This is a genomic window from Salidesulfovibrio brasiliensis JCM 12178, from assembly GCF_001311825.1.
GTDB classification, from domain to species: domain Bacteria; phylum Desulfobacterota; class Desulfovibrionia; order Desulfovibrionales; family Desulfovibrionaceae; genus Pseudodesulfovibrio; species Pseudodesulfovibrio brasiliensis.
On record NZ_BBCB01000037.1, the window covers coordinates 1 to 14,707 of the forward strand.

The window sequence follows — 14,707 nt, forward strand, 5'->3', positions numbered from 1 at the left end:
CTCCGAGACCGGCTGCCTCGGTCAAGCCCGCGGGCGGCAAGCTCGTGCGAGACGTGGTGGCCATCGGTGTCTCTACTGGCGGCCCGCCAGCCGTTCAGAAGGTGCTTTCGCAGCTTCCGGCGGATTTCCCGGCGTCCATCGTGATCGCCCAGCACATGCCGGGCGCATTCACGGGCCCGTTTGCCAAGCGGCTGGACAGCGTGAGCCAGATTTCCGTCAAAGAGGCGGAGACCGGGGACGTGCTCAAGCCGGGACATGCGTTTGTGGCTCCGGGCGGCATGCATGTCATTCTTGACCAAAAAGTAAGCCGGGTGGAACTTCTTGTAACACCGGAACCTGCTGATGAGCTTTACAAACCATCGGCGAATGTGCTCATCAGTTCGGTTGCGCGTGCCGTAGGACGACGTGGATTGAGCGTCATCCTGACCGGCATGGGCAGCGACGGCATGGAAGGTGTGGCCGACCTCAAGGCCAAAGGCGGTCGAGCGCTGGCCCAGAGCGACTCCACCTGTGTCGTCTACGGAATGCCGAAAGCGATTGTTGACAAGGGATTGGCGGATGAGATCGTCGACATCGACGACATGGCGGAAGCATCATGACCAATCTCTTCAAGTAGAGGGAACCGAAGCATGGAGGCCACAGTCTGATGACGGACTGCAAGGAATACATGATCCTGCTGGATAGCGATGACATGGAGATCGTCCGCGAGGGCGCCTTCCGTGCGGGCGAGGAAATGTGCGTCGACGCCGTTCCGAAGCTCGCGGAACTGCTGCAGACGAACCATCTCGGTGTTCAGGAGGCGGCTGAAAGCTCCCTGCGCAAGATCGGTGGCAAGGCGGCTGTTCAGGCCGTGCTGCCGCTGCTTCGTTCCGAAGACGCGCCCGTGCGAAATCTTTCCATGGACATTCTGCGCGAGATCGGCGGGCAGGACCTGCAATCCCTCATGACGCTGATGGGCGACAAAGACGACGACATCCGTATCTTCATGACGGATATCCTCGGTTCCTGCGATAACGTTCTCGCGGTGAGCGCGCTGTGTGACGCGTTGCTCAAGGACCCGGAAGTCAACGTCCGCTATCAGGCGGCCGTGAGCCTCGGCAGTCTTGGATTTCAGGAGGCGGCGGAGTGCCTGAACAAGGCAATGCTCGACGATGAATGGGTACAGTATGCCGTCATCGAGGCGCTGACGAAGATCAAGCATTCCAGCTCGGTGGATGCGCTGGTCAAGGCGCTTGACCGCAGTTCGGACCTTGTCGCTTCCATGATTATCGACGCCCTCGGCGAGATGGGCAACATCAAGGCCGTGACCATGCTGCTGCGCCGGATGGACAATTCCGGAACCGCGCTGCGCAACAAGATCGTCAAGGCCGTGGTCAATATTTTGGGCGGCAAGTCGCTGACGTTGCTTTCCGTTGAGGAACGGGAAAAGTTCCGTGAGTACCTGCTGGCCGCTCTGAAGGACGAGGACGAGGACATTCAGGACGCCGCCATCCGTGGGCTGGCGTTCGTGGGCGGTGAAAAGGCATCCCGGAGCATCCTCGCGCTTGCCGAGGTGCTGGACCCCGATCGGGACACCGACCGGCTGCGTCTGATGGTTGAGACGCTGGCGGCCATAGGATTGACCGAGGCCATCCGCGATGCGTTGACCGGGGGCTCCCCGAAAGCCGCCGCCGTGGCCGTCGAGACCCTTTCCCAGGCCCTTGCCACCGGAAACGGGGAAGTGAAGAGCACGCTTTTCGATGCGTTCTGGAGCGTTGATCTGTACGTTCAGCGGCAGATCATCGAAGTGCTGGACGCAATCGCCGAGGCCGGGGACGAAGAATTTCTCATGGACATCCTTGCCCGCCACGAGGACGGAACGGTGGTCAAGGTTGCCACACACTGTCTTGGGGAGAGGCTGCATCACGCTCCTGCTGTGGAGCGCATCTTCCCACTGCTTCAGCATCCTTACGACGATGTCAAGGAAGCCGCGCTCGAGGCGCTCATCGCCATCGGCGGCGCGGATGTGCGCGACCAGTTCGTGGAGCTTTCCGGCAGCCCGGAGCCCATCGACAGGCTCATGGCAACGTATGCGCTCGGCAAGTCGGGCGACCCCGGCAACATGGAGCAGGTCCTGAGCGCGCTTTCGGACGAGATTCCGGACATCCGCAAGGTTGCCGTTGAGGCGCTTGCAGAGCTGTGCGACGAGTCGTGCGGCTGGATTCCGCATCTTGTTCCCATGTTGAAGGACGAGAACAAGGATGTGCGGCTGGCCGTCATCGAGGCCATGGGCAAGAACTGCGAGTCCGAGTTCATCCCGCATCTCGTGGAGGCTCTGGACGACCCGGATGATTGGGTTTCCATCCGCGCAATGGACGCACTGGGCATGTATGGGGCGGCCGAGGCCGTTCCCAAGCTCATTGAAAGTCTTCAGAGTGAAAACCGCTTTGTGGCCATGAAGGCTGTCGAGGCACTGGGTAAAATCGGCGGGACGGCAGCTTTCCGGGCACTTCTGGACGCATCGGACAGTGACGATTATGAACTCGTTCGGGCGGCGGAAGACGCCATATCCCGACTCAAGGAATCGGAAGACGTGGGCAGATAAATGGCGTCGCTTTTTTCCAAGACGATCACCCTCGGCCGTGAACTCAAGATTACGGACGAGGAGTTCCGCAATTTGCGGGACTTCATATATGAGCAGTGCGGCATTTATGTCGCGGACAACCGGAAGTACCTTCTGGAAAATCGGCTGGGCAACCGGTTGAAACAGTTGAATCTCAAGGATTTCGGCGAGTATTACTATTACTTGCAGTACGATTCCGCCAAGAGTTCCGAGCTTCGCAAGCTGTTTGAGGTCATAACCACGAACGAGACCAGCTTTTTTCGGAACCCGCCGCAGCTCAAGGTCTTTCAGGACAATATCTTGAGTTCGGTCATCGCGGAGCAGCGCAAGAACGGCAGCAAAAAACTGCGCATATGGTCTGCTGGCTGCTCCACGGGGGAGGAGCCATACACAATTGCCATGATTATCCACGAGATTCTCGGGCCGGATGTGTCCTCATGGGACATCAGGATCACGGCAAACGACCTCTCGGAGCGGGTCCTGGAGTCGGCAAAGCGTGCCGAATACTCGGATTACAGCTTGCGCACCACGCCCAAAGAGGTCGTACAGAAGTTTTTTGACGCGGACGGCAAGACCTATACGGTCAAACCGGAAGTGCGGCGGCTGGTCCAGTTCGGGCAGATCAACCTGAAGGACAAGGCGCACCTCAAGAGGGTGGAACGTTCCGAGATCGTTTTTTGCCGCAACGTGATTATCTACTTTGATGACGAGATGAAACGGCAGGTCATAAGCGCGTTTTATGACAACCTGAAGCCCGGCGGGTATCTTATAATCGGTCATTCGGAGTCCCTGCACAATATAAGCAGGGCCTTCAAACCGAACCATTATCCCGGTGCTATCATCTACCAAAAAGAAGCATAATCTGATAAATAAAACGTGGCGACGTTTTTCCAAACGGGGGAAGCATGTCTAAACATATTCTGATAGTTGACGATTCAAAGACAGTACGCAACCTGGTGGCCTTCATCATGAAGAAGGAAGGCTTCAAGGTGACCACGGCCGAGGACGGCTTGGACGGACTGGAAAAACTCTACGGTGCCGGTCAGGTTGACCTCATCGTGTCGGACGTGAACATGCCTCGCATGGACGGGCTGACGTACATCAAGACCGTGCGCGAGCAGGACGCCTACAAGGACATCCCGATAGTCGTTCTTTCCACCGAAGGGCAGGACAAGGACATTGAGGCGGGATTGACGATCGGGGCGAATCTGTACATGGTCAAACCGGCACAGCCCGAAAAGCTCGTCCGCAACGTGAAGATGCTTCTCGGGTAGCCGTCGGGATACAATGGCGGATTCGCATTTTGCGAGCCCGCAGCAGACAGGGAGAACTGGATGAGTCAGGATTTTCTCGATCCGGAGATTTTGGCCGACTTTTTCATGGAGGCCAGAGAGCACCTTGAGACCATCGAGCCGAACCTGCTCGAACTGGAGCAGAATCCGAAGAATCTCGGGTTGTTGAACGAGATTTTTCGCCCAATGCATTCGCTCAAGGGTGCATCCGGATTTCTAGGCCTGAACAAAATCAACGGTCTGGCACACAGGGCTGAGAATATCCTTGACGAGTTGCGTCAGGGGGAGATGGATGTCTCGTCCGCGATAATGGACCTCATTCTGTCGGCCACGGATGCGCTCCGCACCATGGTTGATAACCTTGAGGAACACGGCGCTGAAGGCGATGTCGACACTTCGCCCATTATTGAAAAGCTGGATGCGGCCATGGCAGGAGAGCTTGAAAGCCAGCCAGAGCAGGCTGCAGCTCCGGCAGCGGAACCTGTGGCCGATGTCGCTGCAGAGCCCGTAGAGGAACCCGCTGCGGCTGTCGAGGAACAGCCTGCTGCCCAATCCCCGGAACCCCAGTTGGCGGACCCCGTAATCGATCAACCGGAGAGCAGGCCCATGCCCGAGTTCAATCCCGTTCCCGATCCAGATTTTGATGCGACCCCGTATGCTCTGACCACGGTTGGCGAGGGGCATCTTTCCGATTTTCTTGAGGAAGCACAGGAAATCATCGAGAGCCTCAATAGCTGCCTGCTGGCCCTTGAGGGCGATCCTCAGGGCAGCTCCGAGCTGATTAATGATACCTTCCGCTATTTTCACAATCTCAAAGGAAACAGCGGCATCATCGGTTTCAAGGAACTCAACGGGCTTACGCACGAGGCTGAAACGCTCCTCAATTACGTCCGCAAGGGCGAGATGGAGAGCTCCCAGCAGCTCGTGGACCTGCTGCTTTCCGCTGTGGACAAGATCGAGGAGCTGGTCAACAAGGTTGACGTGGAGGGTGGCAAGGTCACTCCGGTCGATACCAGCGTAATCGTTCAGACTTTGCAGAAAGTGACCGAGAGCGGCGACCTGAGTTATGCCACAGCCGTTACGGGCGGCAGCGACGAGGCCAAGCCTGAAGCTCCGGCGGCGGAAGCCGCTGCCCCTGAAGTGGCAGAAGAGGCCGCATCGACAGGTGGCGACGAATATGATCCGGAAGATGTGGAGCTTTTTGAGCAGACCATCAAGCAGCAGGTGCAGGGGGCCGAGGCCGCGCTGAAGATGCTGCGTGAGGACGCCTCCAAGACGGACATCATCGACGGCCTGTTCCGCACCTTCCAGACCATCCAGAACTCCACCGGATATATGGGGTTCGATGAGATCCGCTCCTATGCGGAGCGCACGGTGGGGCTTGTGGATCAGGGCCGCAAGAGCGACATGGATTTCGGGCTGATGCTCGATATCCTCGATCAGGAATTTGAAATACTCCGGGACATGCTTGGCAGCGCACTGGAGACAGTGGGCAGCTCCGTTTCCGGCGAGCTTTCCGAGCCTGCCGCGGCCACCCCGGAACCCAAGCCCGAGCCGAAGGCGGAAGCCGCCCCGGCTCCCGCTCCCGAGCCGGAACCCAAGCCCGAGCCGAAACCGAAGCCCGCTCCGGAACCGAAGCCCGAGCCCAAGGCCGCAGAGCCAGAACAGGCTCCAGCAGCGCCGCCCGCTCCGGCTCCGAAACCGGAGCCCAAGGCCGAAGCGCCCAAACCTCCCGCACAGTCAGCGAGGTCAGCCATGAGCAAGGTCAAGGCAGCCGTTCAGGCCGAGGAAGGCAACGCCACCTCGGCAGCCCCGGCAAAGCACAAGGCGTCCACCACCATCCGCGTGGACCATCACAAGCTCGACCACCTGATGAACCTCATCGGCGAGTTGATCATCAACCGCAACCGTTACGCCATGCTTGCCCGTGCCCTTGAAGAAGGGGAAGAGGAAGTCCACGTGGTTGCCCAGCAGTTGACGGAAACCACATACGCCATGGCCCGTATTTCCGATGATCTTCAGGACACCATCATGAAGGTCCGCATGGTCCCGGTGCAAACCGTCTTCTCACGCTTCCCGCGTCTGGTTCGCGACCTGAGCCGCAAGAGCGGCAAGCAGGTAGAGCTGATAATGGAAGGCGAAGAGACCGAACTCGACAAGAGCGTGGTCGAGGAGATCGGCGATCCGCTGGTCCACCTCGTTCGAAACGCCGTGGACCACGGTCTCGAAGACGAGCAGGAACGCATCCGCAACGGCAAGAGCGCCAAGGGGCATGTCTGGCTGCGCGCCTACCACAAGGGCAACTCCGTTGCCATCGAGGTGGAGGACGACGGGCGCGGCATCGATCCCGACCGCATGCGTGCCACCGCCGTGCGCAAGGGCGTGCTGAGTCAGGAAGAGGTCAACGCGCTTGATGACCGTGAGGCCATTGAGCTCATCTTCCACCCCGGCTTCTCTTCCGCAGAAAAGATCACGGACATCTCCGGCCGTGGCGTCGGCATGGACGTGGTCAAGACCAATATCAAGAACCTCAAGGGCAGCGTTCACACCCAGTCCGAAGTGGGCAAGGGGACCAAGCTGACCCTGACCCTGCCGCTGACTTTGGCTATCATCGACGCGCTTATGGTGCAGGTGGCGGGCGAAACCTTTGCCATCCCGCTGGATGCGGTTTCCGAAACCACCAAGCTGGAAAAGTCAAAGCTCTCGGACGTGAACAACCGCAAGGCCGCCACCATGCGCGGCGAGGTTCTGGGCATCATTGAGCTGGCAGAGCTTCTTGAACTGCCGCAGAGCATGGACGAGCGGGAAATCCTGCCTGTTGTCGTCATTCACGATAATGACCGCAGGCTCGGTCTCGTTGTCGACCGTCTGCTGGAACGGCAGGAGATCGTCATCAAGCCGCTCGGCCAGTACCTGAACAACTTCAACCTCAAGGGTCTTTCCGGAGCGACCATCATGGGCGACGGCTCCGTGGTGCTCATCCTCGACCCGCATGAGGTCTACAGCCTGTCCACCCAGATGGGGCGGCTGCCCTCCACGCACGGAGGTCAGCAGCAACAACTGCAGGGCAATTCGGCTCAGGCTCTGCCCCCCGGAAAGTAGCTAGACGTAACAAACACACAATAAAGGCCGGAGGCGATTGCCTCCGGCCTTTTTCTGCGCCTTATGTCCGGTCCTGCCTATGCGATGCCGGAGAGATTCAGGAAAAGAAGGGTGTTCGCGGTATGCATGGTCCAAAGCAGCAGGCTGCCGAGGAAGGCCGCCCATTTGAGGCGCACCGGGGTTTGGCTGCGGGCGATGGCCAGCCACAGGCCGACGCAGATCAGCGCGCAGCCAGCCGTGACGAGCCAGAGAATGCCAAGCGGTCCGGTCTGCACAGCCTGACGGGTCTGCTCGCTGAGGGTGCTGAAGAGCCAACCCTGAAAGCCGAGCTGGATAAGCATGGGTACAAGAGCCCATTTTGCGGCGGTGCAGAGGCCGAATCGGTAGTAATCACGACCAAAATCGTCCTTGTTGCGGCGAAGCACCAGATAGACGAGGCTCAAGCCTGCTCCTGCGCCCAGCGCGGTGAAGAAATACTGGCCCATGAGCGCCCAGACGTGCATGGGCAGCGCTGCGGGCCACTGCGGGAAGGTGCCGGTTTTGAGAGCGGGCAGGACGAGGGCTGCTGCAGCGGTGCCGATTCCCATGGTGGCGAGAGCGCCGATGCCTGCGAGCAGGCCGATGCCCGCGTGCAGGCCTTTTTTTCTTGCGGAGCTTTTTCCATGTGATCGACCAGACGGCTAGCAGGAGCGTGGTGGCTCCAGCCGCGCCCAGCGTGTGAATAAGCGGCATGCTCGGATTCGAGAACCACTGCATCAGGCCCGGAAAACGGTCCTTGAGCAGAAACATCGCGGGTACGCTGCCGAGTATCGAGATGATGATGAGCAGCAGGGCCATGGCTGCGGACTGCTGTGCGTATTTGTCGAGGAAAACCCGTTTGTTCGCACGGGCGGTCCATTCGCATGCCGCAGCCACCATGATCGCGCCGAAGGCTGCTATCCCGATGAGGTCGAGCAGGGCGGGAAGGCTCAACGTCGCGGCGGTAGCCAAGAGTTCCGTTCCATTCATGTCGCTGGTTCTCCGTAGATGAAATACACGGGCGGAAAAGCCGCCCCGCGTTGGGTGTTTTGCCTCAATTTGACCACGGAAGCAAGAAGCGGGATTTCGCTGATTTCTTGCAAAATCTCCGAGTATCAACTAAACATTGAAAAACCTTTGCCTGATATCCTACGGAGTCTGTGGATGAAATACCATATCATCATGTTGATGGCCGTCCTGACGCTGGCCGTTTCCGGCTGCACCACCACCGGGACCTCGGCCAAGACCGAGAACGCCAGCATGCAGTGGCGCATGACGAGCCTCGAAGAGAGTTTTCTCGACTTCCGTGAGCGCCAGAAGGCGCAGGCCGAGGAGCAGACCGCCTTCCGCGAGCGCATGGAGCGACGCATTGCCGATCTGGAACAGCAGATTGCCGCTGGCGGAACCATGCAGGGTGGGCAGGGTGATGCGACGGATGCGCCCAAGGAAGAGGACTGGGTGACGGACCTCAAGCCCGAGGATGAAGAGGGCTGGACCGAGGTCAAGCCGGAGAAGCAGGCAGAGACGAAGCCTGCCGAAAAGGTCGCCGAAAGCCCGGAGCCCAAGCCGTGGGCCGAAGTACCGGGGCAGCAGCCGCAGACTCCCAAGGCGCTTTACGATCTCGCACTCAAGAACTACTGGGAAGGAAAGTACCCCGCGTCGCGCAAGCTGTTCGACAGCTTCATAAATAAGTACCCGGCCAATGAACTTGCAGCCAACGCCTTGTATTGGAAGGGCGAGACGTATTATTCCGAAAAGGATTATCCGCAGGCCATCCTTACCTTCAAGGAAGTGGCGCTTAAATTCCCCAAGCATCACAAGGTCCCCGATGCTATGCTCAAGACTGGCATGGCCTACGAGCTGGTGGGCGATCGCGACAATGCGGTCTTCTATCTCCAGACACTGGTGCAGGACTACCCCGATTCCAACGCCGCCGCCAAGGGGCGTGAGCGTCTGCGCGCACTCGGCGCATAATGGCTGATGGACCGCAACCGGGAGTTCTTTGCCTGCCTGGCCCTTCGGCATACGCCGGGCGTGGGCGCCAAGACGTGGAAAGCCGTCCTCGAGGCCTATCCTACGGCCTACGATGCCGTACAGGATGCCGAGAACTGGCCCGCCAGAGGGCTTTCCAACAAGCGACAGGCCGCGGCTTGCGCCCGCGAGGATTGGCGCGGGGCCGCAGAGTGCGAGTACCGCGATGCGCGGCATCGCAAAATGGCTTTCCTGTCATGGAATGATCCCGATTATCCGGCCCGGCTCAAGGCCATCGTCGATCCTCCTGCCTACTTCTACTATGCGGGCGACCCAAAGCTCCTGAGTGCTCCGGGGGTCGCCATCGTTGGAGCGCGCGACTGCACCCGCTTCGGGCTGGAAGCAGCAGATCGCATCGCGCGGGAGCTTTCCCGTTGCGGCGTGACGGTGATTTCCGGCATGGCGGCAGGCATTGACCGTCAGGCTCATCAGGGCGGGCTTCAGGGCCTCGGTTCCACCGTCGGAGTGCTCGGCACCGGGCTGGACGTGCCGTATCCGACCACCAATGTGGACCTCAAGCGAGCTGTGGCCCGCCACGGCTGCGTCATTACCGAGTTCGCGCCCAACACGCCGCCCGAGGGCAAGAATTTTCCTCTTCGCAACCGGATCATCAGCGGTCTTTCGCTGGGCGTTCTGGTGGCCGAAGCGTCAGCCAGAAGCGGCAGTCTCATTACCGCACGACTGGCCGCCGAACAGGGGCGCGAAGTGTTCGCCCTGCCCGGACCTGTAGGCCATGCCACCTTCACCGGATGCCATCGCCTCATCCGGCAGGGTGCCTCGCTGGTTGAAAAGGCCGAAGAGATTCTTGAGGCGCTCAGGTACGAGTTCGCCTTGGAGCTTCAGGACGATGGCAAAAAGGGTGATGTCGAAAGTGCAATCGATGACGCCGTGGACGAAGGGTGGTGGTAAAAAGCCAGCCAAAACGGGCCGCGAAGAGGCAGTCGGTCCCGGAACGTCCCTTGCGGCACAGGGCGGAGCAGCCCCTGCCGCAGCTCGAAGGCGATGAACTGCTCGTATACGAGCGGCTGATCGGCAAAGACCAGCTGCATGTGGACGACATTGCCCGTTCGTTGAAGTGGGAGAGTTCGCGCGTCAGCACCACGCTGATTATGTTGGAGATGAAAGGGTTGCTGCGACAGATGCCCGGCATGTGGTACACTGCCCGTGAGGCGTAAGCCGTTTCAATCCGTTTCGTGAAAGAAATTCGTCCGCTTGAGCCGCGTTGCCCATGCGTGTAGACTATACGCCCCGAACACGGGAACAAGGAGTCGATTCGCCATGCAGAAGATACCAATAAACCTTGCCAAACCGGGCATGAAGCTGGCCCGGCCCGTGGTCAAGGACGGCGGCATAACGGTCATGGCCGAGGGCATGGAATTGACCGAAGCGCTCATCAGCCGGTTGGATACCATGAAAATCGACAAGATCGTGGTACAGGGAAACCCGGTGGACATCGGCGAATCCGGTGGCGGAACGGCTTTTGACGAACGCCTTGCGCGAATGCCACACCTTTTTCGGCACTACAAGCAGGACAAATGGATGTCCCGGGTGCGGGATCGCATGATCGAGTATTTCCGTTTCAAGGCCGCACAGCAGGCCGCGCGCGAACGGGCCGAGCAGGAGCGTGATGAGCTCATGGAAGAGCCGGAAAACGGTGAAACCGTGGAAAACGGCGGGGAGGCGTAGGCGATGGAAGACCTCAGAACCACCGTCAAGGGGCAGATCCTGTCCATACAGGACCTCCCGACTTTGCCCGGCGTATTGGACGAAGTGACCAAACTGGTGGAAGACCCGGACGCGTCCACCGAAGCCATAGCCAAGGTTATCTCGCGGGATCAGGTGCTGTCGGCCAAGGTGCTCAAGATGGTCAACTCGCCCATCTACGGATTTCCCGGCCGCATCGGCACCATTCAGCACGCCCTTGTGCTGCTCGGCTTCAACGTCATCCGGGGCATCATCATTTCCACCTCGGTTTTCGACATGATGGTCGCGGCCATGAAAGGTCTTTGGGAACATAGCCTCGGCGTGGCCACGGCCTCGAACATCGTGGCCAAGAACGCAGGATTCGAGGACCCCGAAGAATATGCTGTGGCAGGCCTCCTTCACGACCTCGGCAAGGTCGTGACCGCCGTGCAGCTCCCCGAGCTTCACGATACCATACTCGCCACCGTCAAGGAGCGGGACATTACCTATTTGCGGGCGGAGAAGGCGGTGCTCGGCTTCGGGCACGACCGTATCAACGCGTGGGTCGCCCGGCACTGGCATCTTCCCGGAAATATCCGTGAGGCCATGAGCCGTCACCACAGCCCGCATCTGGCCGAGTTCTACAAACCGGTGGCATGCGTGGTTCACATTGCCGACTTTATGGTCCGGCTCTTTGAGTTCGGCAGCTCCGGTGATGATCAGACCGCCTACCTGCGGCCCGAGGCATTGAAGGAGCTCGGATTCAAGATGAGTGATCTGGAACGCTCTCTGGACGAGTTGTCCGAGCAGATGATCGACATCGCCGACCTCAGCCTCTAAAGGCATTGGCCCAGTGGGGGACGAACCGCTATTTGACGACGGAGAGCGTTGAGTGGTGGATACCGAGCGTCTTGACCACGTTTTTCGCAGTTTCCAGGTCAATATATCCCAGCGTGATGCAGACCCCGAGGAAGTCCATGTTCATGGCTTCCATCTTGTTCATGGCCCGCTCGTTCTGGTCGATGGTGATAAGTCCCTTGGAAATCATGTACTCAGAGGCTCGTTTCGTATCCTCATCGCTGATTCCCTGTGATTTTCTGTCTTGCCCGATTTCTTCCATTTCCATGGCGTAGTTGGCGGCGCTGATGTCTTTTTGGGTGAGGATTGCCTGTGTTTCAAGTTCCTTGAGTTCTTTGTCGAGTTGTTTTTTCCGGCGGCTCAGGTGGAGGTATCGCTCCTCGATCTCGCGCTCTTCCACTGCCAGTTCGCGCAAACGGGTGCGCATTCCGTTGACTATCGCCCTGTAAGCCCAGACGGTCAGCAGCAGTGAAGCGCCGAAAATGAGAAGTGGATACAGGGAATCCATGCGTTCTAGCTGCCCATGATGTGGCGGACGTTGTTGACCTTTTGTTCCAGCGCGGCGATTTCCTGTTCAAGGACTTCGGAGCGTTTCCCGAGTTGCACCTTTTTGGACTCCACGGCATGCCGCTTGCGCCGGACATGGTCCGTGCAGGTCTGGAACTGAACCAGCAGAACACCGATCTCCACAAAGAAGAGCAGCGCAATGAGCATGTATAGGGTGGCGTCGTCCACGGAATCTCCTTAAGTCGCTGCTTCCTACATTGCGGGGTGATGTTTTTCAACCCGTATAGATTCGGCGCAGGAAATCGATTTTTTTGTGTCTGGGCTGACGTTTGACGGCCATCTCGAGGCGCAGCGCGTCGCCGCGGGTCTCCACGGTTGCTGTCTCGACCAGCACGACAGGGCGTCTGGAGCGGGTGTATTTGGCTCCTGTGCCGCTATTGTGCTCGTCCACCCGTCGGCCGGGATCGGTGGTGATGCCGCAGTAGAGCGTTTCGTCCGAACAGCGGAGCAGGTATACGTACCATTTGCCCATTGCCGGAGAATAGCCTTGCTCGGGCCGGGAGTCAAAAGCCTTTGTGGTCTCCCGGCTTGCTTTCAACGCGGTCACGGTATATCCCCCTTGCCGGAAGGTAACACTATCATGTCTCGAATAACGGTATCGTCTCTCGAAATACACTATGGCGGGGAAGAGGTCTTCTCCGACGTCTCCTTTGAAGTCGGCCCCGGAATGCGGCTGGCCGCCACCGGCCCGAACGGTTGCGGGAAATCGACGCTTTTGCGGATTCTCGCGGGCGTGGTGGAGCACGACGGCGGACAGCTCAGCATCGACCGTGGGGCGCAGATCGGCTACGTGGCGCAGGAACTCAGCGGAAAGGATCTGGAAAAGAATCTTTTGGCTTGGGTCATGGACGCCCTGCCGTCATGGAGCGGCTTCTGGGAGAAGTGGGAAAAGGCCGTGGCTGATGGCGATGACGCCAGAATTGCGGAGCTTTCCCACGTGCAGGCGGAGTTCGAGGAAAAATACGGCTACAGCCCGGAGCACAAGGCGCGGGCGATTTTGTCCGGCCTCGGGTTCTCTGATGACGACCTCTTCAAGCGGATTCTGGAGCTCTCGGGCGGGTGGCGCGAGCGAGCCAAGCTGGCCCGCGTGCTCCTGCAGGGCGCGGACATTCTGCTGCTTGACGAACCAACCAACCACCTCGACCTCGAAGCCGTGGAATGGTTGGAACAGTACCTGCTGAATTTTCGCGGCGCGCTCGTATTCGTGGCCCATGACCGCGTCTTCCTGAACAAGGTCGCCACCCACGTGCTCTTTCTCGGCGACAGGCGAAGCGTCATGCGTAAGGGCAATTTCGACGACTTCCTCGTCTGGCAGGAGGAGGACGCGAGACAGCGGGCCAAGGAAGTGGAAAAACTCTCCGCCCGCATTGAGCACGAACAGAATTATATCGACCGGTTCCGCGTCAAGGCCCGCAAGGCGGCGCAGGCACAGAGCAAGATCAAGAAGGTCGAAAAGATGGCCGAGGAGCTGGACAGGCTCAAGAAGACCAGCGACGCGGCCCGAACCGGCAAGCGGCTTTCCTTCCGCCTTCCTCAGCCCCAGCGTGGTGACAAGGTCGCCATCGCGGCCGTGGACCTGCGTTTTTCCTACGATAAAGGCCCTTCGGTCTGGGACGGTCTCGACTTTCAGCTCTACCGCGGCCAGAAGGTGGCGCTCATGGCGCCCAACGGCGCGGGCAAGACCACGCTTTTGAAGCTCATCACCGGCTCGCTCAAGCCGCACACCGGGCATACCAAGATCGGCAACAAGACCAAGGTGGGCTATTTCAGCCAGCACCAGCATGAGATTCTCAATCTGGACGGCACCGCGCTTTCGGAGATCCGCAGACTGAGCGACCCCAACCTCACCGAAGAACAGCTCATGAACGTGCTGGGTCTCTTCCTGCTCGGCGAGGACTTCTTCGAGCGCAAGGTGGCCGACCTCTCCGGCGGCGAGAAAAGCCGACTATTGCTGGCAACGCTGTTCCTTTCGCATCCCAATATGCTCATTCTCGACGAACCCACCAACCACCTCGACATCGAATCCCGCGAGGGCCTCATTTCGGCGCTCAAGGATTACGAGGGCACGCTTCTTTTCGTGGCGCATGACCGCTACCTGCTCTCCGAGGTGGCCGAGGAGGTCTGGGAGCTGAGCGGCAACGGCATCGAGCAGTATCTCGGCGGGTTTGCCGACTATCAGGAAAAGCGACTGGCCCGGCTGGCGGAAGCGCGCGATGGAAAAAGCCGGGAGAAGCCGGTCGAGAAGCGTCGCCTGACCAAAGAGGAGAAGCGCCGTCAGGCCGAGGAGCGAAACCGCCTGTACCGTCAGCTCAAACCCCTTCGCAAAGAGTACGAAAAACTGGAGGTTGAGCTGGAGAAGGCCATGGAGGATCAGGCCCAGCTCGAAGAGGCGCTCAACGATCCTGCCACCTATGAGAAGCCTGAGCAGGCCATGAAGTTTCAGTCCGAGTACAATGATGTCAACGACTGGGTGGACTCGCTCATGGAGAAGATGGGCACCCTTGAGGCCGAGATCACCGAGCTTGAATCGCGTGCTGGCGGGGGAGAGGACTAG

The 14,707-nt window shown here is 59.4% G+C and carries 14 protein-coding genes and 1 pseudogene; 11 read left to right on the forward strand and 4 right to left on the reverse strand.

All coding sequences use genetic code 11. The features are described from left to right. The 5 genes and pseudogenes from JCM12178_RS10205 to JCM12178_RS10225 form a co-directional block, all read left to right on the forward strand. Positions 1–616, forward strand: a pseudogene (locus tag JCM12178_RS10205) (CheB methylesterase domain-containing protein); the annotation flags it as partial. A 30-nt stretch (positions 617–646) separates the two neighbouring features. Next, a complete protein-coding gene (locus JCM12178_RS10210) occupies positions 647–2,584 on the forward strand; it encodes a HEAT repeat domain-containing protein (protein WP_054651079.1) in 1,938 nt (645 codons plus the stop codon). After that, positions 2,585–3,463, forward strand: coding sequence for a CheR family methyltransferase (locus tag JCM12178_RS10215; RefSeq protein ID WP_054651081.1), 879 nt, complete (start codon positions 2,585–2,587; stop codon positions 3,461–3,463). A gap of 44 nt (positions 3,464–3,507) precedes the next feature. Continuing rightward, complete coding sequence (locus JCM12178_RS10220) at positions 3,508–3,876, forward strand: response regulator (RefSeq protein WP_054651083.1); 369 nt, start codon at positions 3,508–3,510, stop codon at positions 3,874–3,876. A 60-nt stretch (positions 3,877–3,936) separates the two neighbouring features. After that, positions 3,937–6,996, forward strand: a complete 3,060-nt coding sequence (locus JCM12178_RS10225; RefSeq protein WP_054651085.1) for a chemotaxis protein CheA — start codon at positions 3,937–3,939, stop codon at positions 6,994–6,996. 77 nt (positions 6,997–7,073) lie between these two features. Here the strand turns inward: JCM12178_RS10225 and JCM12178_RS10230 are convergent, their stop codons facing one another. Continuing rightward, positions 7,074–7,583: a hypothetical protein gene (locus tag JCM12178_RS10230; protein ID WP_054651087.1), complete on the reverse strand. Its 510-nt coding sequence runs from the start codon at positions 7,581–7,583 to the stop codon at positions 7,074–7,076. A 595-nt stretch (positions 7,584–8,178) separates the two neighbouring features. Here JCM12178_RS10230 and ybgF point away from each other — a divergent pair. From ybgF to JCM12178_RS10255, 5 genes are all read left to right on the forward strand, one after another. Continuing rightward, the gene (gene ybgF, locus JCM12178_RS10240; RefSeq protein ID WP_054651090.1) at positions 8,179–8,988 is read left to right on the forward strand and encodes a tol-pal system protein YbgF; all 810 of its coding nucleotides are present in this window, start codon (positions 8,179–8,181) and stop codon (positions 8,986–8,988) included. Between the two features lie 6 nt (positions 8,989–8,994). Next, positions 8,995–9,954, forward strand: coding sequence for a DNA-processing protein DprA (gene dprA, locus JCM12178_RS10245; RefSeq protein ID WP_245628717.1), 960 nt, complete (start codon positions 8,995–8,997; stop codon positions 9,952–9,954). A gap of 50 nt (positions 9,955–10,004) precedes the next feature. After that, complete coding sequence (locus JCM12178_RS19700; protein WP_245628718.1) at positions 10,005–10,220, forward strand: DprA-like winged helix domain-containing protein; 216 nt, start codon at positions 10,005–10,007, stop codon at positions 10,218–10,220. 103 nt (positions 10,221–10,323) lie between these two features. Next, positions 10,324–10,731: a hypothetical protein gene (locus JCM12178_RS10250; protein WP_054651092.1), complete on the forward strand. Its 408-nt coding sequence runs from the start codon at positions 10,324–10,326 to the stop codon at positions 10,729–10,731. 3 nt (positions 10,732–10,734) lie between these two features. Next, a complete protein-coding gene (locus JCM12178_RS10255) occupies positions 10,735–11,568 on the forward strand; it encodes an HDOD domain-containing protein (protein WP_054651094.1) in 834 nt (277 codons plus the stop codon). Positions 11,569–11,596: 28 nt separating this feature from the next. Here JCM12178_RS10255 and JCM12178_RS10260 read toward each other — a convergent pair whose 3' ends face one another. From JCM12178_RS10260 to JCM12178_RS10270, 3 genes are read right to left on the reverse strand one after another with little or no spacing between them, the layout of a single operon-like run. Then, positions 11,597–12,094, reverse strand: coding sequence for a hypothetical protein (locus JCM12178_RS10260; RefSeq protein WP_054651096.1), 498 nt, complete (start codon positions 12,092–12,094; stop codon positions 11,597–11,599). 5 nt (positions 12,095–12,099) lie between these two features. Continuing rightward, positions 12,100–12,321, reverse strand: a complete 222-nt coding sequence (locus JCM12178_RS10265; protein ID WP_054651098.1) for a hypothetical protein — start codon at positions 12,319–12,321, stop codon at positions 12,100–12,102. A gap of 46 nt (positions 12,322–12,367) precedes the next feature. Continuing rightward, positions 12,368–12,700, reverse strand: coding sequence for a GIY-YIG nuclease family protein (locus JCM12178_RS10270; RefSeq protein ID WP_369404500.1), 333 nt, complete (start codon positions 12,698–12,700; stop codon positions 12,368–12,370). Positions 12,701–12,733: 33 nt separating this feature from the next. Here JCM12178_RS10270 and JCM12178_RS10275 point away from each other — a divergent pair, with 33 nt between their 5' ends. Beyond that, positions 12,734–14,707, forward strand: a complete 1,974-nt coding sequence (locus JCM12178_RS10275) for an ABC-F family ATP-binding cassette domain-containing protein (RefSeq protein ID WP_054651100.1) — start codon at positions 12,734–12,736, stop codon at positions 14,705–14,707.